The sequence below is a fragment of the Ideonella sp. sgz306126 genome, assembly GCF_056032705.1.
In genome coordinates, this window is record NZ_JBVYWP010000005.1 from 188093 (window position 1) to 214465 (window position 26373).

General features: G+C 69.2%; 25 protein-coding genes. 16 read left to right on the plus strand and 9 right to left on the minus strand.

What is annotated here, in order from left to right:
* Positions 1-144: 144 nt before the first annotated feature.
* Genes AC0N04_RS15960 through AC0N04_RS16005 form a run of 10 tightly spaced genes read left to right on the plus strand, consistent with a single transcriptional unit; the run spans position 145 to position 8323 of the window.
* The gene (locus AC0N04_RS15960) at positions 145-945 is read left to right on the plus strand and encodes an MBL fold metallo-hydrolase (RefSeq protein WP_474283243.1); all 801 of its coding nucleotides are present in this window, start codon (positions 145-147) and stop codon (positions 943-945) included.
* A gap of 28 nt (positions 946-973) precedes the next feature.
* The gene (locus AC0N04_RS15965; protein WP_474283313.1) at positions 974-1687 is read left to right on the plus strand and encodes an ABC transporter ATP-binding protein; all 714 of its coding nucleotides are present in this window, start codon (positions 974-976) and stop codon (positions 1685-1687) included.
* A 35-nt stretch (positions 1688-1722) separates the two neighbouring features.
* Positions 1723-2724 (plus strand): PQQ-dependent catabolism-associated beta-propeller protein, encoded by a 1002-nt coding sequence (locus AC0N04_RS15970; RefSeq protein ID WP_474283244.1) that lies wholly within the window; start codon positions 1723-1725, stop codon positions 2722-2724.
* Positions 2724-3875 (plus strand): type 1 periplasmic-binding domain-containing protein, encoded by a 1152-nt coding sequence (locus AC0N04_RS15975; protein WP_474283245.1) that lies wholly within the window; start codon positions 2724-2726, stop codon positions 3873-3875. Before AC0N04_RS15970 ends, AC0N04_RS15975 begins: the two co-directional genes overlap by 1 nt.
* Positions 3872-4693, plus strand: coding sequence for an ABC transporter permease (locus tag AC0N04_RS15980; RefSeq protein ID WP_474283246.1), 822 nt, complete (start codon positions 3872-3874; stop codon positions 4691-4693). The genes AC0N04_RS15975 and AC0N04_RS15980 overlap by 4 nt, the downstream gene beginning before the upstream one ends.
* Positions 4690-5445, plus strand: a complete 756-nt coding sequence (locus tag AC0N04_RS15985) for a hypothetical protein (RefSeq protein WP_474283247.1) — start codon at positions 4690-4692, stop codon at positions 5443-5445. Before AC0N04_RS15980 ends, AC0N04_RS15985 begins: the two co-directional genes overlap by 4 nt.
* A gap of 24 nt (positions 5446-5469) precedes the next feature.
* A complete protein-coding gene (locus tag AC0N04_RS15990) occupies positions 5470-6075 on the plus strand; it encodes a hypothetical protein (protein WP_474283248.1) in 606 nt (201 codons plus the stop codon).
* A 54-nt stretch (positions 6076-6129) separates the two neighbouring features.
* Positions 6130-6627, plus strand: a complete 498-nt coding sequence (locus AC0N04_RS15995; RefSeq protein WP_474283249.1) for a hypothetical protein — start codon at positions 6130-6132, stop codon at positions 6625-6627.
* Positions 6624-7331, plus strand: a complete 708-nt coding sequence (locus AC0N04_RS16000) for a hypothetical protein (RefSeq protein WP_474283250.1) — start codon at positions 6624-6626, stop codon at positions 7329-7331. The genes AC0N04_RS15995 and AC0N04_RS16000 overlap by 4 nt, the downstream gene beginning before the upstream one ends.
* A complete protein-coding gene (locus AC0N04_RS16005) occupies positions 7328-8323 on the plus strand; it encodes a tripartite tricarboxylate transporter substrate binding protein (RefSeq protein ID WP_474283251.1) in 996 nt (331 codons plus the stop codon). The genes AC0N04_RS16000 and AC0N04_RS16005 overlap by 4 nt, the downstream gene beginning before the upstream one ends.
* A gap of 109 nt (positions 8324-8432) precedes the next feature.
* On the opposite strand, the gene AC0N04_RS16010 is transcribed toward AC0N04_RS16005, so the two are convergent.
* Positions 8433-10172, minus strand: coding sequence for a PQQ-dependent methanol/ethanol family dehydrogenase (locus AC0N04_RS16010; protein ID WP_474283252.1), 1740 nt, complete (start codon positions 10170-10172; stop codon positions 8433-8435).
* Between the two features lie 280 nt (positions 10173-10452).
* A complete protein-coding gene (gene moeA, locus AC0N04_RS16015) occupies positions 10453-11724 on the minus strand; it encodes a molybdopterin molybdotransferase MoeA (protein ID WP_474283253.1) in 1272 nt (423 codons plus the stop codon).
* 200 nt (positions 11725-11924) lie between these two features.
* Here moeA and AC0N04_RS16020 point away from each other — a divergent pair, with 200 nt between their 5' ends.
* Genes AC0N04_RS16020 through AC0N04_RS16030 form a run of 3 tightly spaced genes read left to right on the plus strand, consistent with a single transcriptional unit; the run spans position 11925 to position 14226 of the window.
* Entirely contained in the window at positions 11925-12650 is a 726-nt protein-coding gene (locus AC0N04_RS16020; RefSeq protein WP_474283254.1) for an ABC transporter permease, read from the plus strand.
* Entirely contained in the window at positions 12647-13396 is a 750-nt protein-coding gene (locus tag AC0N04_RS16025) for an ATP-binding cassette domain-containing protein (RefSeq protein WP_474283255.1), read from the plus strand. Before AC0N04_RS16020 ends, AC0N04_RS16025 begins: the two co-directional genes overlap by 4 nt.
* On the plus strand, positions 13387-14226 hold the full coding sequence (locus AC0N04_RS16030; RefSeq protein ID WP_474283256.1) for an ABC transporter substrate-binding protein: 840 nt from the start codon (positions 13387-13389) through the stop codon (positions 14224-14226). The genes AC0N04_RS16025 and AC0N04_RS16030 overlap by 10 nt, the downstream gene beginning before the upstream one ends.
* A 67-nt stretch (positions 14227-14293) precedes the next feature.
* Here AC0N04_RS16030 and AC0N04_RS16035 read toward each other — a convergent pair whose 3' ends face one another.
* Positions 14294-14485 (minus strand): heavy-metal-associated domain-containing protein, encoded by a 192-nt coding sequence (locus tag AC0N04_RS16035; RefSeq protein ID WP_474283257.1) that lies wholly within the window; start codon positions 14483-14485, stop codon positions 14294-14296.
* 93 nt (positions 14486-14578) lie between these two features.
* Here AC0N04_RS16035 and AC0N04_RS16040 point away from each other — a divergent pair, with 93 nt between their 5' ends.
* Positions 14579-16990 carry a heavy metal translocating P-type ATPase gene (locus AC0N04_RS16040; RefSeq protein WP_474283258.1) on the plus strand — a complete coding sequence of 804 codons (2412 nt, stop codon included), beginning with the start codon at positions 14579-14581 and terminating at the stop codon, positions 16988-16990.
* Positions 16991-17066: 76 nt separating this feature from the next.
* Positions 17067-18359, plus strand: a complete 1293-nt coding sequence (locus AC0N04_RS16045; protein WP_474283259.1) for an NAD(P)/FAD-dependent oxidoreductase — start codon at positions 17067-17069, stop codon at positions 18357-18359.
* A 486-nt stretch (positions 18360-18845) separates the two neighbouring features.
* Here the strand turns inward: AC0N04_RS16045 and AC0N04_RS16050 are convergent, their stop codons facing one another.
* Genes AC0N04_RS16050 through AC0N04_RS16070 form a run of 5 tightly spaced genes read right to left on the minus strand, consistent with a single transcriptional unit; the run spans position 18846 to position 24399 of the window.
* A complete protein-coding gene (locus tag AC0N04_RS16050; protein WP_474283260.1) occupies positions 18846-19850 on the minus strand; it encodes a transketolase family protein in 1005 nt (334 codons plus the stop codon).
* Positions 19847-20692, minus strand: coding sequence for a transketolase (locus tag AC0N04_RS16055; protein WP_474283261.1), 846 nt, complete (start codon positions 20690-20692; stop codon positions 19847-19849). The genes AC0N04_RS16050 and AC0N04_RS16055 overlap by 4 nt, the downstream gene beginning before the upstream one ends.
* Before the next feature lie 36 nt (positions 20693-20728).
* Positions 20729-22588, minus strand: coding sequence for a TRAP transporter large permease (locus tag AC0N04_RS16060; RefSeq protein ID WP_474283262.1), 1860 nt, complete (start codon positions 22586-22588; stop codon positions 20729-20731).
* Positions 22585-23607 carry a TRAP transporter substrate-binding protein gene (locus tag AC0N04_RS16065; RefSeq protein WP_474283263.1) on the minus strand — a complete coding sequence of 341 codons (1023 nt, stop codon included), beginning with the start codon at positions 23605-23607 and terminating at the stop codon, positions 22585-22587. Before AC0N04_RS16065 ends, AC0N04_RS16060 begins: the two co-directional genes overlap by 4 nt.
* Before the next feature lie 42 nt (positions 23608-23649).
* A complete protein-coding gene (locus AC0N04_RS16070; protein ID WP_474283264.1) occupies positions 23650-24399 on the minus strand; it encodes an SDR family NAD(P)-dependent oxidoreductase in 750 nt (249 codons plus the stop codon).
* Positions 24400-24518: 119 nt separating this feature from the next.
* On the opposite strand from AC0N04_RS16070, the gene AC0N04_RS16075 reads away from it, so the two are divergent.
* Positions 24519-25403, plus strand: a complete 885-nt coding sequence (locus AC0N04_RS16075) for a LysR substrate-binding domain-containing protein (RefSeq protein WP_474283265.1) — start codon at positions 24519-24521, stop codon at positions 25401-25403.
* A gap of 110 nt (positions 25404-25513) precedes the next feature.
* On the opposite strand, the gene AC0N04_RS16080 is transcribed toward AC0N04_RS16075, so the two are convergent.
* A complete protein-coding gene (locus AC0N04_RS16080; protein WP_474283266.1) occupies positions 25514-26353 on the minus strand; it encodes a DMT family transporter in 840 nt (279 codons plus the stop codon).
* Between the last annotated feature and the right edge of the window lie 20 nt (positions 26354-26373).

Consider the following 26373-nt stretch of genomic DNA (forward strand, 5'->3'; position numbering starts at 1 on the left):
TGCGTGGGCATGTGTCTTGCGACGAGGACGTCGGGCCCGATCGACCTTCCGACACCGTGGCCCGCGCCGACACGAGGGGAGTTTCTTGCTGCATATGCCACATCTTGCCGTATCCCAGCCGCCGATCACAGCGCGGGCCGCGCGATGAAGCTGGTCGTGCTGCGAGGCGGGCCCTGCGGCGAAGCGCTGGCGCACCAGCCGCCCCGGCTGGAGCCCACCGCCACCGGGCGGCGGGGGGCGGTCGCGCTGTCGGACAACGGCGAGCAATGGATCCTGCTCAACGTCGCGCCCAACGTCGCTCAGCAACTGCAGGGCGACGCCCGGCTGGCCTGCCACAGCGGGCTGCGCGACGCCGACGTGCGCACCGTCGTGCTGACCGACGCGCAGGTCGACCACGTCAGCGGCCTGCTGAGCCTGCGCGACGGCGCGCCGATCGACCTCTACGCCACGCCAGCGGTGTTCGAAGTACTGAGCCAGAACCTGCCGATACTGCAGGTGCTGCAGCACTACTGCGGCGTGCACTGGCACGTGATCCCGGTGGCCGGCGAGACGCTGTCGGCCAGCTTCCGGATCAACGGCCTGCCGGACCTCGAATTCACCGCGCTGGCCAGCGAGGGCGTCGCCTCGCCGCATCTGCAAGGCCTGGAATGCCCGATGGTCACGGGGCTGTCGATCGCGCTGGCGGTACTGGACGTGCGCAGCGGCCAGCGCCTGTTCTTCGCGCCCGGCGCGCTCAGCCTGGGCGAGGGCGAGCTGGACTGGTTGCGCAGCGCCGACTGTGTGCTGCTGGACGACCACACCACCTGGCCGCAGGCCTCGACACCGACCGACAGCGCCTGGCGGGCCCGCCGCAAGGTGATGTTCAGCGGCCAGCCCTCGGACCGGCCTTCGGGTCATCACGCAAACTTCGAGGCGGCGTATGACGGTATGGTCATCGAACTCTGAACCGACCCGAAGTCCGACCATGCCACCGATGCTCGAAGTGCAGTCGCTGACCAAGCGCTATGGCGAGCGCGTCGCGTTGAACGACCTCTCGTTGTCCATTCCGTCGGGCCAGTTCGTCGCGCTGCTGGGCCCCAACGGCGCAGGCAAGTCGACGCTGTTCCAGCTGCTCACCGGCTTGTTCGTGGCCGACCAGGGCGAAGTGCGCGTCGCCGGCGAATCGCTGCGCGACCATGCGATCAAGGCGCTCAAGCACATCGGCGTGGTGTTCCAGCAGATGTCGCTCGATCTCGACCTGAGCGTGCGCCGCAACCTGCAGTTTCACGCCGACCTGCACGGCCTGCCGCGGGCGCTGGCGCGCGAACGCATCGCCGCCGGCTGCGCGGCCATGGGCACCGCGGCCGATCTGGACCGGCCGGTGCGCGAGTTGTCGGGCGGCAACCGGCGCAAGGTCGAGCTGGTGCGCGCGCTGCTGCATCGGCCTGCGGTGCTGCTGATGGACGAACCCACCGTCGGGCTGGACCCGAAGTCGCGCCGCGACCTGCTGGCCGCCGTGCGTGCCGATGGCGCCGAACGCGGCACCAGCGTGCTGTGGGCCACCCACCTGGTGGAAGAGGCCCTGGCCGCCGACCGGGTGCTGGTGCTGCACCGCGGCCGGCTGCTGGCCGACGGCAGCGCCGACGAGGTCAGCCAGCGGCTGGGCGGTCCGGCGCTGGAAGAAGCCTTCATTCGCGCCACGCAATGAGCCCGGCGCCCCGCCCCCTCGAAGGAGACCTGCCGATGCCACGCCTAGCCGTCCCCGCGCTGCGCCTGAAGCCCGCCGTCCTGCTGTCCGCGCTGCTGGGGGCCCTGATCGCCGCCGCGCCCGCAGTTGCGCAAGGCGTCGCCTGGGTGTCGAGCGAAAAGGACCAGTCGCTGACCCTGATCGACATGGACACGCTGAAGGTGATCGGCGTGGTGCCGACCTGCAAGCGCCCGCGCCACCTGCGCCTGCTGCCCGGCGGCAAGACGCTGCTGGCCGCCTGCGGCGACTCGCACGAGGGCGACCTGATCGACGTGCGCACCCGCAAGTCGATCGGCCACATCCCGATGGGCGACGATCCCGAGGCCTTCGATCTCTCGCCCGACGGCAAGCTGCTGTACGTCAGCAGCGAGGAGGCCGGCGAGCTGGCGATCCGCGACGCCGCCACCGGCCGCCCGCTGCGCGCCGTGAAGGTGGGCGAGGAACCGGAGGGCGTGCTGGCCTCGCCGGACGGGAAGGTGGTCTGGGTCACCTCCGAGGTCGCCAGCCTGGTCCACGTGATCGATCCGGTGGCCGGCAAGCTGCTCAGGAGCATCCCCGTCGGCCAGCGCCCACGCCGCTTCGCGCTGACGCCCGACGGTTCCCAACTCTGGGTCACCAGCGAGCTTGGCGCCAGCGTCACCGTGCTGTCCACGCGCGACTACAGCGTGCTGGGCACCATCCACTTCGAGCTCAAGGGCGCGCGCGCCACCGAGATCACGCCGGTGGGCATCACGATCTCACGCGACGGCAAGCGCGCCTTCGTCGCGCTCGGCAAGGCCAACCATGTGGCGTTCATCGACGTCGCCAGCCGCAAGGTGACCGACCTGGTGCTGGTGGGCAACCGGGCCTGGAACGTCAGCCTGAACAAGGCGCAGACCATGCTGTGGGTGGTCGACGGCCTGTCCGACGACGTGACCGTGGTCGACGTGGCGGCCGCCCGTGCCGTCAAGAGCATCCCGGTGGGGCGCGTGCCGTACGCCGCGCTGCTGGTGGAATGATGCGCCGCCCGCTGCTGCTGGCCGGCCAGGCCCTGCTCGCGCTGCATGCCGCTGCAGCCCCGTTCAAGCTCACGCTGATCGAGCCGGCCGACGACCCCCGCCTGGACCGCACGCTGGTCGAGCGGGCCTACTTCGGCCACCCCACCGGCCCGGCGTCCGACGGCTTGCAACTCGCACTGAAGGACGAGCAGATCGAGCTGAGCGTGGCCCACACCGATCTGGCGCTGACGGTGGTGGAGGCACGCTCGGCACAGGACGCCCGGGCCCAGGCCGTGAAGGCGGCGCAGGCCGGCGACGTCGCGCTGGTCACCGACCTGCCCAGCGACTGGACCCTGGCCGTGGCGGATGCCGTCCCGCTGCCGGTGCTCAACGTCGGCAACCCGGACGAGCGCCTGCGCGAACAGGATTGCCGGCCGCGGCTGTACCACCTGATTCCCAGCGAGCGCATGCGCGACGACGCGCTGGCCCAGACCCTGGCCGCGCAGCGCTGGACCCAGGTGCTGCTGCTCACCGGCCCCACGCCCGAGGACGCCGCGCGCGCCGCCGTCGCGCGCGCCGCCATCACCCGCTACGGCCTGAAGCTGGTCGGCGCCAAGCCCTTCAAGCTCTCGGGCGATCCACGCGAGCGCGACCTCGCCAACCTGCGCCTGCTGACCGCCGGCAGCTACGACGCGGTCTGGGTGGTCGACAGCGCGGGTGAATTCGCCCGCAGCCTGCCCTACCGCACAGTGCTGCCGCGCCCGGTGGTCGGCGACGCCGGCCTGGCGGCGCTCGCCTGGCACCCGCAGTTCGAGCGCTTCGGCGCGCCGCAGGTGACGCGCCGCTTCGCGCGCAGCGCCAACCGTGCGATGCAGGCCGAGGACTGGGCGTCATGGATGGCCGGCAAGGCCCTGGCGGCCGCCGCGAAGGCCGCTCCCAAGGGTCCGGCCGCGGCCTTCGCCAAGGCGCTGGCCGCCGTCGAGCTCGACGGCTCCAAAGGCATCGCGATGAGCTTCCGGCCCTGGGACGGCCAGCTGCGCCAGCCGCTGCTGCTGACCGACGGCCAGGGCGTGGTCGCCACCGCGCCGGCCGACGGCATCCTGCACCCCCACAACACGCTGGACACGCTGGGCGGCGACCAGCCCGAGAAACTCTGCAAGGCCAGACCATGAAGCACGCCCTGCAAGCGCTGTGGGCCATCGTCGAGCGCGAACTGATGAAGTTCCTGCGCCAGTACGGCCGGCTGGCCTCGGCGCTGGTGCGTCCGCTGCTGTGGCTGGCGGTGTTCGCCGCCGGCTTTCGCAACGTCTTCGGCGTGGCCATCAACGACCCCTACGACACCTACATCTCCTACGACACCTACATCGCGCCGGGCCTGGTCGGCATGGTGCTGCTGTTCAACGGCATGCAGTCGTCGCTGGCGATGGTCTACGACCGCGAGATGGGCCTGATGCGCCTGCTGCTGACCGCCCCGCTGCCGCGGGCCTGGATCCTGTTCGCCAAGCTCTGCGCCACGGCCGTGCTGTCGCTGCTGCAGGCCGCCGCCTTCGTCGCCGTGGCCAAGCTGCTGGGCACCGACATCCCGCTCTGGGGGCCGCAACTGCCGCAGGTGCTGCTGGCGGCCGTGGCCTCGGCGCTGATGCTGGGCGCGCTGGGCCTGCTGCTGTCGGTCCACATCAAGCAGCTGGAGAACTTCGCCGGCGCGATGAATTTCGTCATCTTCCCGATGTACTTCATGTCGACCGCGCTGTACCCGCTGTGGAAGCTGGAGGAGTCCGGCGCCGAATGGGTCTGGTGGGTCTCGCGCTTCAATCCGTTCACCCATGCGGTCGAATGGATGCGCTTCGCTCTCTACGGCAAGGACCCCGGCGCCTCGCCCTGGGTGGTGCTGGGGACGTTGGCGCTGTGCTTTGCGCTGGCCACCTGGGGCTACGACCCGCAGCGCGGCTTCGGCGCGCTGACCAAGCGCGGTCCCGGAGGTCCGGCATGAAGCTGGCGCTGGTGCTGAACCGGCTCGCCCGGCCGCGCGAACGCGCCCTGCGCGACAGCCCGGGCGGCGAGGTCGAGCCGCTGTGGTTCGAATGGCTGACGCTGGGCGGCTTGCTGGTCTTCGCGGTCTGGCTGCTGGGCGTGCGCGGCGTCTGGGCGCTGCTGCTGCACTCGGACCCGACCGGGCTGACGCTGGTGATCATCGTCGTGTTCGCGACGTCCACGCTGTGGTCCGGCGCCCGCTCGCGCGAACTGGAACGCCAGCGCCGCTGGCTCGACGCGGCCCGCCAGGGTGCCCCGCTGCTCTCGGTGCAAGGCTGGGCCGGCGACTACCTGCGCGCGCTCGCCACCGCCGGCCTGGACAGCGCCACCCCGCTGGACCTGCTGCTCGAAGACACCCACGGCCCGCAGCAGACCGCCTGGTGGGTCAACGGCATCCAGCTCAAGCTGGGCCTGCTGGGCAAGGTGATCGGCTTCTCGATCCTGGCGCTGCACATCGGCCACCTGCAGAGCTTCGATCCGTCGCAGTCTCAGGACCTGCTCAAGAGCCTCACCAGCGGCCTGGGCGTGGCCTTGCTGACCACGATGGTGGGCCTGGTGGGCAACATCCTGCTGGGCCTGCAGCTGACCCGGCTGGATCGTTTCGCCGACCGCCTGCTGGCCGACTGCCAGCGCGAGGGCCTGCGGCGCATGGCGGCCGCCGCGCCGGTGCCCGCGCAAGCCCCCGTGGCGACGCCGGCCGCCGCAGCGTGACCCGCAGCCGCCCGCCGCACCGCCATGCCCAGCCGCCGCCACGCCCGCGAGCCCGAGGTCGATCCGTTCTACGACATGTTGTTCAACATGCTGATCGCCTTCGTGTTCTGCTTCATCATCGCGCTGCTGGCGATGAACCCGAAGGCGCTGAAGGCCGGCGACATCCCGTCGAAGGCCGAGTTCATCATCACCGTCTCGTGGGCCGACATGAACCCCGACGACATCGACACCTGGGTGCAGGACCCGGCCGGCAACCTGGTCTGGTTCCGCCAGCGCGAGGCCGGCCTGATGCACCTGGACCATGACAGCCGCGGCAGCGGCTTCGAGCGCATGGTGGTCAACGGCCACGAGATCATCAACCCGCTGAACCAGGAAGTGGTGACGGTGCGCGGCCTGGTGCCGGGCGAATTCACTGTCAACGTCAACTACTACGACTCAAAGGACGGCAAGCCGGTCGACGTCAACGTTTCGGTGATCAAGGTCAACCCGCGCGCCGACGTCGTCTTCTACGGCCAGGTCACGCTGGCCCGCAAGGGCGACGAAGCCACGGCCGTTCGCTTCACGGTGCTGCCCGACGGCGGCGTCGCCAACATCAACACGCTGCCCAAATCGCTGGTGCAAAGGATCTGACATGGCCCCAGGCAATTCCACTTGCAAGCCGGCGCATCGCCGCGGATCGCCGTCATGACGCTGGCGCTGGTCCTCTCCTTCGTCGTGCTGGCCGCGCTGACGACCCTGGCGCTGCTGTCGTCGAACTGGCCGGCCTGGCTCAAGGCCGCGCTGGTGGCCTTCGTGGCGGTGTTCTATTTCTGGGTCCACGACATGGCGCACGACCTGTCCGGCTGGCCCGCCGCCGATCCGCTGCCCGAGCGCTTCGTGCTGCTGGCCGCGGTGTTCGACGAGCCCAGCGCCAAGTCCTCCGGCGCCTTGTATATCTGGGTCAACGCGATCGAGGACGGCAAGCCGGTGACCCAGCCCCGCGCCTATCGGCTGCCCTACAGCAAGGACTTGCACTCGGTGCTCAGCGAGGCGATGAAGAAGGCCCGCGAAGGCGTGAGCCAGATGGGAACGGCCAAGCCGATGCGCGGCAAGCGCGGCGGCCTGGCGTGGCTGATGCCCGGCAACGACGAGCAGGAGATCAAGGTGCGCGACCTGCCCATTCCGAGGCTGCCCGAAAAATGACGCGCACCAGCCTCTGGTTGCTGGGGCTCGCGTCGGCGGGCCTGCTGGGGGCGTGCTCGCCGCCGCCCACGGCCGCGCTGTTCCCGCTGGAGCGCGGCCACCGCTGGGTCTACGACACCACCACGACCGACGACAACAACCTCGTCCAGCACGAGACCCAGGTGATCACCTCGCTGGGCAGCGAGCGCCTGGACGGCGGCTCGGTCTACCTGCGCCGCGACGATGCCGGCGTGGACTACTGGCTGCGCAGCGACGACACCGGCATCTACCGCGTCGCCAGCAAGAGCGACCTGGATCCGGAGCCCAAGCTGGACAAGCCGGTGCGCTACGTGCTGAAGCTGCCGCTCGTGGTGGGCACCACCTGGCAGGCCAGCACCACCGCCTACCTGCTGCGGCGGCGCCAGGAGTTCCCGCCCGAGCTGCGCTACAGCCACCCGTCGATTCCGATGACCTACACGATCGCCGCGCTCAACCAGACCCTGGCCACGCGCGCCGGCTCGTTCCGGGGCTGCGTGCGCGTCCAGGGCAGCGCCGTCCTGAAGCTGTTCGCCGACCCGGTGGTCGGCTGGACCGACCTGCCGCTGACCACGCTGGAGTGGTACTGCCCCGGCGTGGGCCTGACCCGGCTCGAACGACACGAGCCGGCCCATTCCACCTTCCTCAGCGGAGGTGACCTGACCATGGAGTTGACCGAATGGGAATGACCTCCCCCCTGTCCCGCCGCCGCTGGCTGCACGGCCTGGCCGCGCTCGGCACCGGCCTGCTGGCCACCGGCCGCCGCGCCCGAGCCCAAGGCGACGCTCCGTTCCCGAACCGGACGATCTCGCTCTGGGTGCCCTGGCCTGCGGGCGGCGCCACCGACCTGACCTTGCGACTGCTGGCCGATCTGGCCGGCAAGCAGCTCGGCCAGAAGATCGCGATCGAGAACCGCGCCGGCGCCGGCGGCACGCTGGTGATGCCGGTGTTGCAGTCGGCGGCGCCGGACGGCTACACGATCGGCCAGATGCCGCAGACGGTGTTCCGCGCGCCCTGGATCCAGAAGGTGCTGTGGGATCCGATCCGCGACACCACGCCGATCATCCAGATCAGCGGCGTGACCTTCGGCATCGTCGTGCCCGCCGCCAGCCCGTTCCGCAGCGTCGACGACCTGTTCGCCTGGGCCAAGGCCCACCCCGGCGAGATGACGGTCTCCACCAACGGCGTGGGCACCACGCCCCACCTGGTGATGGACGAGCTGATGCACTCGCGCGGCCTGCGCTACATCCACGTGCCTTACAAAGGCACGGCCGAGCAGATGCTGGCGGTGGCCTCGGGCCAGGTGATGGTGGGCGTGAACTCGAACGGCTTCGCGCCCTTCGTCGACGGCGGCCGCCTGCGGCTGCTGGCCACCTTCGGCGCGACCCGCACCAAGCGCTGGCCGACGGTGCCGACGCTCAAGGAGCTGGGGCTGGGCATCGTCGCCAATTCCCCCTACGGCCTGGCCGGCCCCGCCGGCATGGCGCCCGCGGTGGTGCAGAAGCTGCACGACGCCTTCAAGACCGCGATGTTCGACCCGGCCCACATCGCGGCCCTGGCCAAGTACGACCAGGAACTGGCCTACCTGAACTCGGCCGACTACGGCCAGTCGATGCGCGAGGCCTACGCCGCCGAGCAGCGTGCCACCGCGCGGCTCGGCCTGGCGCGCAAACCCGACTGATCCGGCGCGGCGCAACCCGGCCGCGACGCGGGAGCGAGACGAAAAAAAGGCCCCGCGTGCGGGGCCCTTTCAGCATGCTGCCCGGCCGGGCAGCGCATGCCGCGTCAGATCACTTCAGCAGCTTGAAGACCCAGACCGAGCCGCCCTGCTCCAGGAAGCTCACGCGCTTGGCCACCTCGCCGCCCCACAGCGGCACCGCGCCGCCCCAGCCCGAAACCACGGCGACGTACTGTTCGCCCTTGTCCTCCCAGGTGATCGGAGGCGCGACCACGCCCGAACCGGTCTGGAACTTCCAGACGATCTTGCCGGTCTTGGCATCGGCTGCCTGCAGGTAGCCCTCCGGCGTGCCCCAGAACACCAGGTTGCCGCCGGTGGTCAGAACGCCGCCCCACAAGGGCGCGAAGTTCTTGTCTTCCCAGACGATCTTGCCGGTCTTCGGATCGATCGCGCGCATCGCGCCGATGTAATCGTCGTTCAGCGTCTTGATCGTGAAGCCGGCGCCCAGGTAGGCCGCGCCCTTCTTGTAGGTCACCGGCTCGTTCCAGATCTCCATGCCCCATTCGTTGGCCGGCACGTAGAACAGCTTGGTGTCGGGCGAGTAGGCCATCGGCATCTGGTTCTTGCCGCCGAGGAACGAAGGTGCGTTGAAGATCTCCTTGCCCTTCTTGCCGTCGGCCGAGGCGGTCGGATCGCCCGGACGGCTTTCGGGAATGAAGTTCGGCCGGCCGGTCTTCAAGTCGATGCCCGAAGCCCAGGTGATCTTCTTGACGAAGGGGAACGCGTTCTCCAGGTGACCGTTCTTGGCGTCGATGACGTAGAAGAAGCCGTTGCGGTCGGCCTTGCCGCCGAGGATCTTGCCGCCGTCGTCGTAGGTGATGAACTCGTTGACGCCGTCGAAGTCCCAGCCGTCGTTGGGCGTGCCCTGGTAGTGCCAGACGATCTTGCCGGTCTTGACGTCGATCGCCACGGTCGAGCACGAGAACAGGTTGTCGCCGGGGCGCAGGTGGCTGTTCCACGGCGCTGGATTGCCGGTGCCGAAGTAGGCCAGGCCGGTCTTGGCGTTGTAGGTGCCGCCCAGCCAGGTGGCGGCGCCGCCGGTCTTCCACATGTCGCCCGGCCAGGTCTGGCCGGGGGTGCCGGAGATGCCGTTCTCGATCTTGTTGCCCTTGTCGTCGTAGCGGTAGCCCATCTGGCCTTCGACGGTCGGACGGGTCCACACCAGCGCGCCGGTACGCGGGTTGCGGGCCTCGACCCGGCCCGAGATGCCGAACTCGCCGCCGGACACCCCGGTCAGCAGCAGGCCTTCGGCGATCAGCGGCGCGGCGGACGCCGAGTACCCGGCGTTGTAGTCGTCGATCTTTTCCTTCCAGACCACGTCGCCGGTGTCCTGGTTCAGCGCCACCAGTTGGGCGTCCAGCGTGGCGAAGATCACCAGGTTGTCGTACAGCGCGGCGCCGCGGTTGATCACGTCGCAGCAGGGCATGATGCCGTCGGGCAGGCGCTGCTCGTACTTCCACAGCTTCTTGCCGGTCGCCAGATCCAGCGCGTAGATGCGCGAATACGAGGCGGTGACGAACATCTTGCCGTTGTGCACCAGCGGCTGTGATTCCTGGCCGCGCTGCTTCTCGCCGCCGAACGAGAACGACCAGGCCGGCACCAGGTGGCCGATGGTGCTGGGGTTGATCTGCTTGAGCGGGGAATAGCGTTGACCCTGGGTTCCCATCCCCCAGGTCAACACGTCGTTCGTCGACTTGGCGTCGTTGGCGATCATCTGGTCGGTCACCACGGCCTGGGCGGCCATCGACGACACGCCGAGGGTCACCATCAGGGTGAGCAATTTCATGCGCATGGGTTGTCTCCTTCTTCCTAGTGAGGGGGCACAGGTGTCACATCGACCCGATCGGCCGACGGTCCGGAGGCCACTAACGGCAACTAGCGTGCCAGGTGCGGCGTTTCCACCGCAGCGCAAAACTCAAGGGCTAACCCGCAAGGTCTGTCACAGGCTTGAGCACTCGCGGCAGCGCATCCGGGCCTGGTCTCGCGACAGGCCGGCGCCGGCGCGCGCTTCTGGAACAACCGGCCCGATCAAACCCTGCGCCGCCGCGCCCGCGCGTCGCGGCCCTCGCCGGTCACGCCAGGCCGTCGAACAGCCAGACCTCGACCTCGTCGCCGGCCGCCACCGAGCCCTGCTCGTGGCCCAGCACCACGAGCGCGTTGGCCTCGCTCATGCTGCGCAGGATGCCGGCACCCTGCGCGCCGGTGATGCGCACCTGCCAGCCGCCGGACGGCGCCGGCGTGACGATGCCGCGCTGGAACTCGGTCCGGCCGGGACGCTTGCGGATCGCCGCTTCGCTGCGCGCGCGCAGGCGCGGCAAGGCCGGCTCGCGCGCGCCGGCCAGGCTCAGCAAGGCCTCGCGGGCCAGCGCGTAGAAGGTCACCAGCGCGGCCACCGGGTTGCCCGGCAGCGCGAACAGCCAGGCGCTGCGGCCGGCCTCGGCGCGCAACGGGCCGAACGCGAAGGGCCGGCCCGGGCGCATCGCCACCTTCCAGAACCCCACCTCGCCCCGCATGGCCAGCAGCTCGCGGGTGTGATCGGCATCGCCGACGCTGACGCCGCCGCTGGTCATCACCACGTCGGCGCGGGCGATCGCCTCGTCCAGCGTGGCGGCCAGCGCCCCGCGGTCATCCGCCACGCGGCCGAGATCGATGATCTCGACGCCCAGCCGCGTCAGCGCCGCCATCAGGCTGTAGCGGTTGCTGTCGTAGATGCAGCCCGGTGCCAGCGGCTCGCCCGGCAGCCGCAACTCGTCGCCGGTCGAGAACAAGGCCACGCGCAGGCGCCGGCGCACGCTCACCTCGGCCTGACCCAGCGACGCGATCAGGCCCAGGTCGGCCGGCCGCAGCCACCGGCCCGCGGTCAGCGCCGCGCGGCCCTGCGCCAGGTCCTCGCCGCGGTGGCGGCGGTTCTCGCCGCGCCGCAGAACGCCGCGGGCCACCCGCACGAGGTCGCCGTCCAGCCGGCACAACTCCTGCGGCACGACCGTGTCCAGGCCCGGCGGCATCACCGCGCCGGTCATGATGCGCACGCAGCTGCCCGGCCCGATCGCGCCGATCTGCGCCGTGCCGGCGAACACCGTGCTGCCGACGACGCGCAGCGCCGTCTCGCCGTCCGGTGCCAGGTCGGCACCGCTGAACGCGTAGCCGTCCATCGCCGAGTTGTCGTGCGCGGGCACGTCGATCGGCGACACCACGTCGTCGGCCAGCACCCGGCCCAGCGCCGCCAGCAAGGGCACCCGTTCGTGCTGCCGCACCGGGCTCAGCGCAGCGGCGATCGCGGCGCGCGCCTGGTCGACCGAGAGTTCGTTGCCGGCAGCGAGCGGCGAAGGACCGAGTTCAGGCATGGGCGTCAAACGCAAGCGTGCAAAGGCCGAGGTGGCGCGATTGTGCGCCGGCCGCGCCGTCCCGCCGGCGGGTCCGGGAATAGCTATGCATCGCCATGCATATCGCCAGACTGGGCGCCGCGCCACAGAATCGCCCGCCGCGGGACGCGCCTGAGCGCACCCCCGGTGCGCTTCCCCGCTTCCCTTCCCTTCCGCACTGCATGAACACGCTCGCCGACAGCCTGGTGCTGGCCTTCCACCTGATCCTGCGCGCCGACGCAGAGCTGCTGCGCATCGTCGGCCTGTCGCTGCGGGTCAGCGGCCTGGCGACGCTGTTCGGCGCCCTGATCGGGCTGGGCCTGGGCGCATGGCTGGCGGTGGCGCGCTTTCCCGGCCATGGCCTGGCAGTCTGGACCGTCAACACCTTGCTGGCGCTGCCCAGCGTGGTGGTGGGCCTGCTGGTCTACCTGCTGCTGTCGCGCTCCGGGCCGCTGGGGTCGCTGGGCCTGCTGTTCAGCGCCACCGCGATGGTCTTCGCGCAGACCTTGCTGGTGGTGCCGCTCACCGCGGCGCTGACCCGCCGCCTGGTGCTCGACGGCCTGGCCGAGGGCGGCGACCAGCTGCGCTCGATGGGCGCCGGACCGCTGACCAGCGCCCTGCTGGTGCTGGTGCACGAGCGCTTCGGCGTGCTGACGGTGCTGCTGACCGCGTTCGGCCGCGCGGTCTCCGAGGTCGGCGCGGTGATGGTCGTGGGCGGCAACATCCTGGGAGCGACGCGGGTGATGACCACCGCGATCGCGCTCGAGACCTCCAAGGGCGATCTGCCGCTGGCGCTGGCGCTCGGCACGATCCTGCTCGGCGTGGTGGGCGTGATGAACGCGCTGATCGGCTGGATGCAGGGCCGCAGCAGCCTGCCCGGCCTGCGCCGCGAGGCCCTGGTGGCATGAAGCGCGACACCGCCTTGCTGGACGCGCCGCCTGCCGCGCCGCTGCTGCAACTGCAGCAGGCCACGGTGCGCTTCGGCGGCGTCACCGCGCTGCGCGACGTGAGCCTGCAGCTGAACCGGGGCGACCGGCTGGCCCTGGTCGGCGCGAACGGCTCGGGCAAGACCACGCTGCTGCGCCTGCTGCACGGCCTGCTGCCGCTGCAGACCGGCCGGCGCGAACCCAGCCCGATGCAGCCCGAGGGCCGTCCGGCGACGGCCGCCATGCTGTTCCAGCGCCCGTATCTGCTGCGGCTGTCGGCGCGGACCAATGTCTGGCTGGGCCTGTGGCTGCACAAGGTTCCGGCCTCCGAGCGCGCCGAGCGCTGCACCGAAGCCTTGCACCGGGTGGGCCTGGCGGCGCAGGCCGAGCGGTCCGCGCGCGGGCTGTCGGGCGGCCAGCAGCAGCGCCTGGCGCTGGCCCGCGCCTGGGCCCTGCAGCCCGACATCCTGTTCCTCGACGAGCCCACCGCCAGCCTGGATCCGAGCGCCAAGCGCGAGGTCGAAGCGCTGATCGCCGAGATCGCCGCCGATGGCGTCACCGTCGTGATGAGCACCCACAACCTGGGCCAGGCCCGGCGCCTGGCCAGCCGGGTGGTCTACCTCGAAGCCGGCCGGCTGGTGGTGGACCTGCCGGTCGACCGATTTTTCAACGATGTGCTGCCGACCGAGGCGGCCCAATTCCTCAAAGGAGAACTGCCATGGATCTGACCCTGAACCGCAGCCGCCGCCTCGTCACCGCCCTGCTGTTGGCGGCGGGCCTGTGCGGCGCCACGCTGGCCCGCGCCGAGGACAGCCCCTTCATGACCATGGCATCGACCACGTCGACCGAGCAGTCGGGCCTGTTCGGCTACCTGCTGCCGGCCTACAAGAAGGCCACCGGCGTCGACATCCACGTGGTGGCCGTGGGCACCGGCCAGGCGCTGGACATCGGCCGCCGCGGCGATGCCGACGTGCTGTTCGTGCACGACACCAAGGCGGAGGAGAAATTCGTCGCGCAGGGCTACAGCGTCAAGCGCCAGAACGTGATGTACAACGACTTCGTGCTGGTCGGCCCGGCCAGCGACCCGGCCAAGCTCCATGGCAACGACATCACGGCCGCGTTCACCAAGCTCGCCTCCAGCGGCGCCGCCTTCATCTCGCGCGGCGACCGCAGCGGCACCAACGCCGCCGAACTGCGGCTGTGGAAGGAAGCCGGCATCGACCTGGCCACCGCCCGCCCCGCAGGCTACAAGGAATGCGGCTGCGGCATGGGCCCGGCGCTGAACATGGGCTCGGCGATCAACGCCTATGTGCTGACCGACCGCGGCACCTGGCTCAATTTCAAGAACCGCGGAGACCTGGCCATCATCGTCGAAGGCGACAAGCGGTTGTTCAACCAGTACGGCGTGATGGTCGTCAACCCGGCCAAGTACCCGCACCTGAAGACCGCGCTGGCGCAGCAGTTCGCCGACTGGGTCACCTCGCCGGCCGGCCAGACCACGATCGCCAACTACAAGATCAACGGCCAGCAGCTGTTCTTCCCCAACGCCGACCATTGAGCCGCCGTGGCGGCCGGTTCAGCCCCTGCCCACGCTCAGGGGCGGGGTGGCTGACGGCCGCCGCGGCTCAGGCGGCCGGATAGCCCTCTTCGGCGAGCGCGGCCTTGAAGGCTTCGGCGGCCTGCTGCGAATCGATCCGCACCTGATGGGTCGGCAGGTCGATCTGCAGCTGGGCGGCCGGGTCGACCTTCTGGACGGTGGCGGTCACGCTCTTGACGCAGTGGCCGCAGGTCATGTCGGGCAGGGTCAGTTCAATCATGGTGGTTCCCGGGCTGGCAAAGCGCCAGTATGGCGCGGCCGGGCTTGACCTGTCTTGCGCTGGCGCCATGACCCCCCGGGTACAGTCCTGCCCATGATCAACCTGCCCATCCAGGGCATGACCTGTGCCTCGTGCGCCGGCCGTGTCGAGCGTGCACTGAAGAAGCTGCCGGGGGTCGACTCGGCCACCGTCAACCTGGCGGCCGAGACGGCCTGCGTGATCTCGTCGGCGCCGCTGCCCTTGCAGCAGCTCACCGACGCGGTGACGGCCGCCGGCTACGAGGTGCCGCAGACCCACAGCTCGCTGGCCATCAGCGGCATGACCTGCGCCAGTTGCTCGTCGCGGGTCGAGCGGGCGCTGAAGAAGGTGCCCGGCGTGCTGGACGCCCAGGTCAACCTGGCCACCAACGAAGCCCAGGTGCAGCATCTGGCGGATCCGGACCTGCCGGCCCAGCTGATCGCGGCCGTGCAGGCGGCCGGCTACGGCGCCCGCCGCGTCGACGATGCCGAGACCGAGGCCGCGCCGCGCTGGAGCGAAGGGCGGCAGGTGGCCCTGGCCGCGCTGCTGTCGCTGCCGCTGGTGCTGCCGATGTTGCTGGAACTCCTTGGCGTGCACTGGATGCTGCCGCCGCTGTGGCAGTTCCTGCTCGCCACGCCGGTGCAGTTCGTCTTCGGCGCGCGCTTTTTCAAGGCCGGCTGGAAGGCCTTGCGCGCCGGAAGCGCCAACATGGACGTGCTGGTGGCACTGGGCACCGGGGCGGCCTACGGCCTGTCGCTGGCGCTGTGGTGGAGCGAGCGGGACGGCATGCCGCATCTGTATTTCGAAAGCGCGGCGGTGGTGATCACGCTGGTGCGCTTCGGCAAGTGGATGGAGGCGCGCGCCAAGCGCCGCACGCTGGCCGCGCTCGATGCGCTGCAGGCGTTGCGGCCGGCGTCGGCACGGGTGCTGCGCGACGGGGTCGAGCACGAGGTGCCGGTGGGCGAGCTGGTGCTGGGCGACGTGGTGGTGGTGCGACCGGGCGAACGGGTGGCGGTCGATGGCGTGGTGGTCGACGGCGACAGCCACGTCGACGAATCGCTGATCACCGGCGAAAGCCTGCCGGTGCCGCGCGGGCCGGGCGACGCGGTGACCGGCGGGGCCGTCAATGCCGAGGGCCTGCTGCGGGTGCGCACCACCGCGCTGGGCGCCGAGACCCAGATCGCGCGCATCGTGCGCCTGGTGGCCTCGGCCCAGGGCGCCAAGGCGCCGATCCAGCAGCAGGTGGACAAGGTCGCGGCGGTCTTCGTGCCGGTGGTGATGGCGATCGCCGCGCTGACCCTGATCGGCGGGTGGCTCGCCGGCGCGACCGGGCCGACGGCGCTGATCCACGCCGTCTCGGTGCTGGTGATCGCCTGCCCCTGCGCGCTGGGCCTGGCCACGCCGGCCACGCTGATGGTGGCGAGCGGTCTGGCGGCCAAGCGCGGCATCCTCGTGCGCGACGCCAGCGCGCTGGAACGCCTGCGCGAAGTCCGCGTGGTGGCGTTCGACAAGACCGGCACGCTGACCGAGGGCCGGCCGACGCTGCAGGCCTGCGAGCCGCCGCCGGGGGGCGACGGCGCGGCCTTGCTGAGGCTGGCCGCCGCGGTGCAGGCCGGCAGCGAACATCCGCTGGCGCGCGCGGTGCAGCAGGCCGCGGCCGATGCCGCCCTGCCGGCCGCCAGCGGCGTGCGCGCCGTGCCCGGACGCGGCGTGCTGGCCCAGGTGGAAGGCCGCTGGCTGGCCCTGGGCCATGGCCGCTGGATGACCGACCTGGGGGTCGATTGCGCACCGCTGCAGGACAGCGCGCAAGCCCATCAGCAGCGTGGCCGCACGGTGTCCTGGCTGGCCGAGGTGGCGGCGCCGGACGGCGGCCCGTCGGGTGACGCCGCGCCGCGCCTGCTCGGCCTGCTGGCCTTCGGCGACACCGCCCGGCCGCAGGCCGCCGCCGCGGTGGCGGCGCTGACCCGCCAGGGCGTGCGCTGCGTGCTGATCAGCGGCGACAACCCCGGCGCGGCCGCGCACCTGGCGCAGGCCGTCGGCATCGCCGAAGTCCACGCCGACGTGCGCCCCGAGGCCAAGGCCGCGCTGGTCGCCGAGCTCAAGCGCGGCCTGCCGCCCGGCCAGGCCGTGGCCATGGTGGGCGATGGCATCAACGATGCGCCGGCGCTGGCCGCCGCGGACGTCGGCATGGCGATGACCCACGCCGATGGCGGCACCGACATCGCGATGCATTCGGCCGGCCTGACGCTGCTGCGCGGCACCCCCTGGAGCGTGGTGGAGGCGCTGTCGCTGGCGCACGCCACCGGCACCAAGATCCGCCAGAACCTGTTCTGGGCCTTCGGCTACAACGTGGTCGGCCTGCCGCTGGCGGCGCTGGGCCATCTGAGCCCGGTGATCGCCGGCGGCGCGATGGCGATGAGCAGCGTCAGCGTGGTCAGCAACGCGCTGTGGCTGTCACGCTGGCGTGCGCCGGTGCCACCGGCCTGATCGCCCTACCGCGCCGCGACCGGAACACCCGGTAGAGTCGAGCCCGGCCGCGGCCTGCGCCGCGGAGGATGCACCCATGTTCCGTTCGTCGCCCGATTACCTCGATTCGTACTACGCCGCCAGCTCGCGCGACCGCCAGCAAGCGCGGCCCGGCCTGGACGGCCCGGTGGCGGCGGACGTGTGCGTGGTGGGTGCCGGCTTCTTCGGCCTGACCACCGCGCTGGCCCTGGCTCAGGCCGGCAAGCGGGTGGTGGTGCTGGAGGCTAGCCGGATCGGCTGGGGCGCCTCGGGGCGCAACGGCGGCCAGTTGTCGCTCGGCTACGCCTACGACATGGACGTGCTGGCGCGGTCGATCGGCGAAAGCCGGACGCGCGACCTGTTCCAGGCCTCCCGCCAGGCCTTGCACGATCTGCGCCGCTTGGTCCACGAGCAGGCCATCGATTGCGACTGGGTCGACGGCCATCTCGAGGTGGCCGTGCTGCCGCGCCGGGTGCCCGCGCTGCAACGCTGGGTGGAAGACTGCGAACGGCGCTGGGGCGACGGCGGGCTGCAGTTCGTGCCCAAGACCGAGCTGTCGGCCTACCTCTGCTCGGACCGCTACCAGGCCGGCGTCATCACCCCACACGGCGGGCACCTGCACCCGCTCAAGTACGTGCTGGGACTGGCCCGGCTGGCCGAAGCGCACGGGGTGCAGATCTTCGAAGGCACGCGGGCCGACCGCTACGTCCGCAGCGGCGACCGGGTCGATGTCCATTGTGGCGCGCACCGCGTCCGCTGCGATCAGCTGGTGCTGGGCGCGAATGCCTACGTCGATCGCCTGGACCGGCGCCTGGCCCGCCGCACGCTGCCGGTGGGCACCTTCATGATCGCCACGGCGCCGCTGGGCGAGGCGCGGGCCCGCGCGCTGATTCCGCGCAACCATGCGGTGTTCGACAACCAGTTCATCCTCGAATATTTCCGCTTCAGCGCCGACCACCGCCTGCTGTTCGGCGGCAAGTGCAGCTACCTCGGCGGCACGCCGTCGGACCTCAAGGCGTCGATGAAGCGCAACCTGCTGCGGGTCTTTCCCTCGCTGGCCGATGTCGCGGTGGACCATGCCTGGGGCGGCCACATCGACATCACCCTGCGGCGCCTGCCCGACTGGGGTCGCGACGGCGACCGGGTCTTCTGGGCCCAGGGCTTCTGCGGCCACGGCGTGGTGCCCACCCGCGTGGCCGCGACGCGGGTGGCCGACGCGGTGCTGGGCCGGACCGAGGGGCTGGACGCCCTGGCCGGCATCGTCAACCCGCCGTTTCCCGGCGGCGCCTGGCTCGCCGGTGGCCTGCAGGCCGCCGGCATGGCGTATTACCGCCTGCGCGACTGGATCTAGCGCGAGGCCGATTCGTCTGGCCACAGGCCGACAGCGGGATCGTCTCGGTGAGCACGGCGCAGCTGTCGATGCCGTTCGAAGGCATCGACTGGCGCATGCCCAGGCGCACGCACGGGCCGGAACTTACGGCCTGAATGACTGTACGGCCTCGACTCCGGTGCGGTCCCGATGGTCGGCACCGATCGGTCGGAACGGTGCTCGGTACCCTCGCGCTCAATCAAGGGGTAGTCGCTGCGCCGCAGCAAACGCAAGGCCTGGCGGCATCCGAGGACCACCACCCGGGTGCTGCACCGGCACCGCCTTGCCCACCGCGTCGGCTGTCCGTCGCAGGCGAAGCTCCCGCCGTGGACAAGGCTGCCGACGACACGGCGAGCTACCGTCGAAGCCTCAGCGAATTACACCGCCACGCTGGTCGGCACAGCATGTTTCAGTGCAGTGATGCCTGCCAAGAGCGGCAGGGCAAGCGATCTTTCCCGCCGCTCGTGCTCAACCCAGCCAGCCCTTGATCCTCCCAACCAGCGCGTCACGGCTGATGCCGTAGCGGTCGTGCAGCGTGGGCAGCGCACCAGCGTCCAGGTAGGCATCGGGCAGGCCAGCCAGTTGAAAACCCGCCGGTTGCACGCGGTGGCGCAGCAGAGCGCTGGCCACCGACTCGCCCAGGCCACCGATGACCGAATGGTTCTCGGCCACCACCACCAGGCGGTGCTGGTACTTCACAGCATCGACGATGGCGGCTTCGTCCAGCGGCTTGATGGTCGGGCAATGCAACACGGCCACACCGATGTTGTCGGCCTGCAGCGACTCGGCAACTTCCAAAGCGCGCATGGTCATGAATCCGCTGGAGATCACCAGCACCTCATTGCCTTCGCGCAGCATCTTGGCCTTGCCGAGCTCAAACTGGTAGTCGTACTCGTCGAGCACCAAAGGCACATTGCCGCGCGCGAGCCGCATGTAGACCGGGCCCTTGTGCGCCGCAACCTGCGGCACCGCTTGTTCCAGATCCAGAGCATCGCAGGGATCAACGATGGTCAACCCAGGGATGCCTCGCATCATCGCGAGGTCTTCCGTTGCCTGGTGGCTGGGTCCGTAGCCGGTGGTCAGACCGGGCAGCGCGCAGCAGATCTTGACGTTCAGGTTCTCCTCGGCAATCACCTGGTGAATGAAGTCATAGGCGCGACGGGTACCAAAAACCGCATAGGTGGTCGCAAACGGGATCATGCCTTCCTTGGCCATGCCGCCCGCGGCTGCCATGAGTAGCTGCTCGGCCATGCCCATTTGATAGAAGCGATCCGGGTAGGCTTGCGCGAACAAATGCAGGTCGGTGTACTTGGCCAGATCGGCGGTCATGCCAACGATCTCGGGACGATGGGCAGCGAGCTCGACGAGCGCCTTGCCGAACGGTGCAGCCTTCACGCGCTGCCCTTCGGTGGCAATGGAGGCGATCATCGCCGAGGTGGTCAGGCGTGGCTTCTTCTCGGTGACGGTGTTCATGCCAGAGATCCTTCAGTTTGAGCGTTGTCGAGGTGGGCGATGGCCTGCCGCCATTCCGGTGGATCGACGCGAATGAAGTGATTCTTCTCGCGCTTCTCCAGGAACGGCACTCCCTTGCCCATCAGCGTGTCGAACAGGATCACCCGCGGCTTGGCTTCTGCGAGGCCGCGGGCGGTGTCGAAGGCATTCAGAACTGCCGGCAGGTCGTTGCCGTTGACGCGCTGAACATGCCAGCCGAATGCCGCCCACTTGTCTGCAAGAGGTTCGAACCCCAAGACCTTTGAGGACTGACCATCGGCCTGCTGGTTGTTGATGTCCACTAGGCAGATGAGATTGCCAAGACCGTGGTGTGCTGCGCCCATGGCCGCTTCCCAGGTCGAACCCTCGTCGAGTTCGCCGTCGGACATCGAGTTGTAAACGAAGGCGGGATTCTTCTTCTGCCGCAGGCCCAGCGCCATGCCAACCGCGATCGGCAGGCCATGACCCAGAGAGCCTCCCGAGATCTCCATGCCTGGCGTGTAGGTCGCCATGCCGGACATCGGCAGGCGGCTGTCGTCGCTGCCATAGCTTTCAAGCTCGCTCTCGGGGATGATGCCCGCCTCGATCAGCGCGGCGTAGAACGCAATTGCGTAGTGGCCGTGGGACAGCAGGAAGCGGTCTCGCCCTTCCCATTCAGGTTCTTCGGGGCGCAGGTTCAGCGCATGGGCGTATGCCACGGCCAAGACATCGGCCCACCCCAGGGCCTGGCCGATGTAGCCCTGGCCCTGCACTTCGCCCATGCGAAGCGCGTAGCGCCGGATGCGATAAGCGCTATGGCGCAGATTGGAGAGCAATTCAGTCATGACGGACCTTTGGATGTCGAAAAGTAAGAATCGGGCTCAGAGCAGGCCGATGGAGAACCAGGGAACGAAGGCCACGATCAGCAAGCCGACGAGCAGCGCGCCGAGGTACGGCCAGATGCGGCGCACGGCAACGTCAGGGTTGACCCGACCGATGGTGCAGGCGGCGTAGTAGCCCAGGCCGAACGGCGGCGCAAACAGGCCGATGCCCATCGCAAGAATGACCACCATGGCGTAGTGCACTTCGTGCACGCCCATCGCCTTCGCCACGGGGAACAACAGAGGGGCAAAGAGCACCATCGCCGGGATCCCCTCCAGGACGCTGCCCAGCACGACGAACGCTGCGATCGATACCAGCAGAAAGCCGTACTTGCCGCCCGGTACGCTCGCCATCGCCTCGGCAAGGTTGTGCGAGAAGCCGGATTGCGTCAGGGCCCAAGACATGGCGGTCGCGGTGCCGATGATGAACAGAATGGCGCCGGAAAGAGCCGCCGTGTCGACCAACATGGGGTACAGGCGTTTCCAATCAAACCGGCGGTAGATGAACAGGCCGGCCAGCACCGCGTAGGCGATACCGATGGTCGACACCTCCGTCGCCGTGGCGACACCTTCAACCACCGCGGTGCGGATCACCACCGGCAGGACGAGCGATGGAATCGCCACAAGAAACGTCCGACCGACAACGCTCAGTGGAGCGCGTTTGAGTCCTACGGACACTTCCGCACTGCGGTAGCGGGCCAGCACGGCGATCATCACGGCCAAGACCACACCGGGCAACAGTCCGCCGGTGAAGAGTGCGCTGATGGAGATGCCGGCCACCGAGCCGATCGTGATCAGAACGAGCGACGGTGGAACCGTCTCTGCCATGGCGCCCGACGCTGCGAGCAAGGAGATCAGTTCGCCTTCGTGATTGCCGCGCTTCTTCATCTCCGGCAATAGCACCGGGGCCACCGCCGCCATGTCGGCCGTCTTGGCGCCTGAGATCCCCGACACGAGGAGCATCGCCCCCAGCAGAACATAGTTCAAACCGCCGCGCACATGGCCCAGCAGTGAAGCCAGGAAGTCCACCATGGCCTTGGCCATACCGGTCATCTCTACCAGATGCCCGAGCAGGATGAACAAGGGCACGGCCAGCAGGATCAGCGAACTCATGCCCTCGTCAATGCGCCCGCTGACCACCGACAACGGCGTCGACGTGACACACAACAGGAAGGCGACGGTCGCGAGTCCGAAGCAGAACGCGATCGGCACGCCGAGCAGCACGCCAGCTCCGAGCAAAGCCGCGAAGAACACGACCAGGTTCCAGTTGCCGATGCCCTGCAGCCAGTCGGCGCCGAGATACAGCACGCCTGCCATGGCGGCGATGGCCAGCACCGCACCGATCAGATCGACCGCCCCCAGTCGCGCAAGGCGCAACACGCTGATCGCGATCATGAGGACGGCGCCCACCGGAACCGCAGCAGCGCGGACGGTATCCGGCCACGACAGCGCGGGTGTGAGCACCACCCACTGGTCGTGGGCGTAGTCGACCATCGGCCCGATCAGGATCACCAACATCAGGCAGGGCGCAGCGATCGCCAGCGCTTCACCCCAAGCGCGAGCCCTCGGGCTCCATCGGGACACCAGCGCCGTCGTGCGCATGTGGGTGCCGCGCCGCAGCGCCACCGCGGCGCCGAGATTGGCCAGCCAGAGGAACAGGATCGAGGCCAGTTCATCAGACCAAGGGAGCGGGCGGTCGAAGACGAAGCGCATGATCACGCCGGCCAGGAGCACGAGCACCTCACCGACCACCAGAACGGCAGCGGGCACCTCGATGAAGTGACCGAGCCAGGCTTCGGTGCGCACCAGGAGCGACCCGCCTGGGGATACGGGTTGGGCTTCCAGCAGCATGGTGCTCACCCCAGCGCCCCGACGCTGTCCTGCAGCAGCTTCCATGCTTCCGGGCCGAACTTGGCACGCAGATCCTTGTAGAACGTTCCCTTGGCCAGCGCGTCCTTGAAGGCCTTCTTGTCGGGTTCGATGATTTGCACACCCTTAGTCGCGAGATCGGCCCGCAGCGAGACACTCAGGGCAGCGATGTCGGCGCGCTCGTCGGTCGCAGACCGGTCAAGTTCGCGGCGCACTATCTCCTGGATGTCCTTGGGAAGGCGCTCCATCGCCTTGCGGTTGCCCAGGATCCAGTACGCATCCCATACGTGGTTGGTCAGGCTGCAATACTTCTGAACCTCATACAGTCGTGCCGTGCTGATGATGGCCAGCGGGTTTTCCTGTCCCTCGACCAACTTGGTCTGCAGCGCGGAATACAGCTCGTTGAAATTGATGGGGGACGGGCTCGCACCCAAGGCCAGGAAGAGTGACGACAGCATCGGGGCCGCCGGCACGCGCAGCTTCAGTCCCTTCAGATCGTCGGGAGTCTTCACCGGCTTGGTCGAGGTGGTGACCTGGCGGAAGCCGTTGTCCCAGGGCTTGGACATGGTCAGAATCCCGACCTTTTCGATCTGCGCCCGAACGTAGGCGCCGAGCGGACCATCCATCGCCTTCCAGACTTCGCTGTAGTCATGGAAGGCGAAGCCGGCATTGATGATGCCCGCCGCTGGCACCAGGGTGGACAGGACAACGCTGGCCTGGTTGAAGAATTCGACGCCGCCACTGCGGATCTGGGTCAGCAGATCGGTGTCGGAGCCGAGTTGATTGGCCGGAAACAGCTTGATGTCGAGCCGACCGTGTGTTGCATTGCGGATGCGGTCAATGGCTTCCTGTGCCCGTTTGTTGACCGGGTGCGATGGGTCCTGACCGGTGGCAAATTTGTAGGTGAACTCGGCCGCATTGGCCGGACGCGACGCGATCGAGAACAGCGGCAGCGCGGAAGCGCCCGCCAGAATCTGGCGGCGTGTGAGCTGGAATTTGGAATCAGTCATGTTTGTCTCCTTCGTTCGGATGGAATAGGCCAGCGGTCGGGCTCAGTGGATCAACATGCCGCCGTTCACGTCAAGGGTGATACCGGTGCAATACAGAGAGAGATCGCTCGCAAGGAAGACGCAGGCGCCGCCAATGTCGTCTGCGCGGCCCAATCGGGCGAGCGGGATGGTCTCGGCGATCTCTGCCTTTTTTTCTTCGGTGAGCTTGCCCTTGATGATGTCGGTGCCAATCAAACCGGGGGTGATGCAGTTGACTCGGATGCCCTCGGGGCCGAACTCGCGCGCCATTGCACGTGCCAGGCCGAGCACGCCTGCCTTGGCCGCAGAGTAGTGCGGGCCACCCAGGATGCCGCCGCCGCGTTGCGCCGAGACCGACGAGATGCAGACGATCGAGCCGCTTTGCTGCGCCAGCATGGCGGGCAGGACCGCTTGCGACATGTACAGCGTGCCGCGCAGGCTCACATCGAGGATGCGGTCGTAGTCGGCGCCCGTGATCTCCAGGGTCTTCACCGGCTGGGTGATGCCCGCGTTGTTCACCAACACGTCGATGCGACCGAAGACCTTCAGGACAGCGGCTGCAGCTGCATCGCAGGAGGCCTTGTCGGTGACATCGGCGACCAGACCAAGGTGGCCCGAGCCCAGTTGGGCGGCTGCGGCGGCGGGCTCGGCGCGTGCCAGGTCCAGCACCACCACATGGGCGCCCTGCTCGGCCATCAGACGGGCCGTGGCGAATCCGAGTCCGTTGAAGCCGGCACCGCCGGTGATGACGGCAACTTTGTCCTTGAGCAGCATGCGTTGGTCTCCGAGAGGGTGGCGAATGAAGCGAATCTTCGGGGCCTGGTCAGATGATGACAAGCGAAGTGTTTTCACCCTAAGATGACACACCGTCATCCAATGGCAGGGTTCGCCCCATGTCCAATCTCCCACCCGTCACCAACCTGCAAGCCTTTGAGGCGGTGGCTCGCCGCCGCAGTTTTGCGCTGGCCGCATCGGAGTTGCACCTCACCGCGTCGGCCATCAGCCACCAGGTGTCCAGGCTGGAAGCGCACCTGGGTGTGCGCCTTTTCGAGCGCAGTGCGCATGGGGTGCGATTGAGCTCCGCTGGCGACCTGTATTTGTCGCGCGTGGGCGGTGCGCTGCAGGCCATTTCGGCGGCCACCGAAGACCTGCGGCAGGGGGTGAGCAACAGTCTTTACGTGCACTCGGCCCCCAGCATCGCGAGCCTGTGGCTGATGTCTCGTCTGCAGGGCTTTGCGCAGGCCTACCCCGACATTGCCATGAACCTGTCCGCGGCGCACACGCCCAGCGATTTCGAGCTGGGACAAGCCGACATCGACATCCGCTACGGCGTGCCGAACTGGCCCGACCTGGTGGTGGAGCCGCTGTTCGAAGAACGCATCCTGCCGCTCGCCAGCCCAGCCTTCATCCAGGAGCACCGACTAAAGCGCCCCGAGCACCTACTGAGCGTCAGACTCATCCAGAGCAATGTGAGCGTGGTGCAGTGGTCTGACTGGTTCGCGGCCTTCACCGACAAGCGGGCACCAGAGCGGTACTCGGTGCGCTTCGACCGGGCCCAAATGTCGCTGGACGCTGCCACCCAGGGATTGGGCGTTGCCCTGGAGAGCGTCACCATCGCCGGCAAGCACATCGCAGAGCGCAAGCTCAAGCCGATCTTCGGCCTGGACAAGGCCATCAAGATCAAGGCGCACTTTGCGGTTTATCCGCCCCGCCATGCCAAGCGCCCCCCCGTAGAGGCGTTCCTTTCATGGCTCCACGGCGAGGCCTCAAGGTCGTAGCGAACCCGAGCGCAGGACGCAATTTGCACCCAATCAGCAGTCGCTCTCAATTTGAAAGGCTCAAGGTCAGTTTCCGGTTGGCCAAACTCGCTACAGCTAGCGCTCGCGCTCTAGCGCCGCCGCTCCAGAATGACCAGCGCGATCCCGCCCAGGATCGCCGCGCTCGCCAGCGCGAGCCGCAGCGACATCGCCTCGCCGAGGAACAGCACGCCGCCCAAGGCCGCCAGCACCGGCACGCTGAGCTGCACCGTGGCGGCCTGGGTCGCCTTCAGCGCCGGCAAGACGGCGTACCAGACGGCATAGCCGAGACCCGAGGTCAGCGCGCCCGACATCAAGGCATAGGCCAGTCCGGCCGGCGTCGGCGAGGCCCCCTGCAGCGTCCACAGGCTCCAGGCCAGCGCCAGCGGGGTCGCCCACAGAAAGTTGCCCGCGGTCACCCGCGTCGGATCGCCCGCGCCGCGGCCGCGCAGCGAATAGACGCCCCAGGCAACGCCGGCGGCCAGCATCAGCAGGCTGCCCTGCAGGGGTGGCGCCGACAGGCCCGGCAGCAGCAGCCCGACCAGACCGGCCAGCGCCAGGCCCAGGCCCAGCAGTTGCGGGGGCCGAAACCGCTCGCCAGCCCACAGGCCGCGCCCGATCATCGTCGCCTGCACCGCACCGAACAGCAGCAACGCGCCGCTGGCCGCAGGCAGGCTGACGTAGGCCAGCGAGAACCCGGCGGCATAGGCGAACAGGGCCGCCACCGAGCGTGCATCGCCGCGGCCCGGGGCCGTGCCGCCGCGCAGGCGCACCACCAGCGCCAGCATCACGGCGCCCGACAGCAGGCGCACGGCGGTGAAGCTGGCGGCGTCCAGCCCGGCCTGCTTCAACGCGGCGCGGCACAGCAGCGAATTGCCGGCGAAGGCCAGCATGGCCAGCGCGGTCATCAGGAACAGACGTGCTTTGGACATCGAAGGTGCCTGCCGATGGG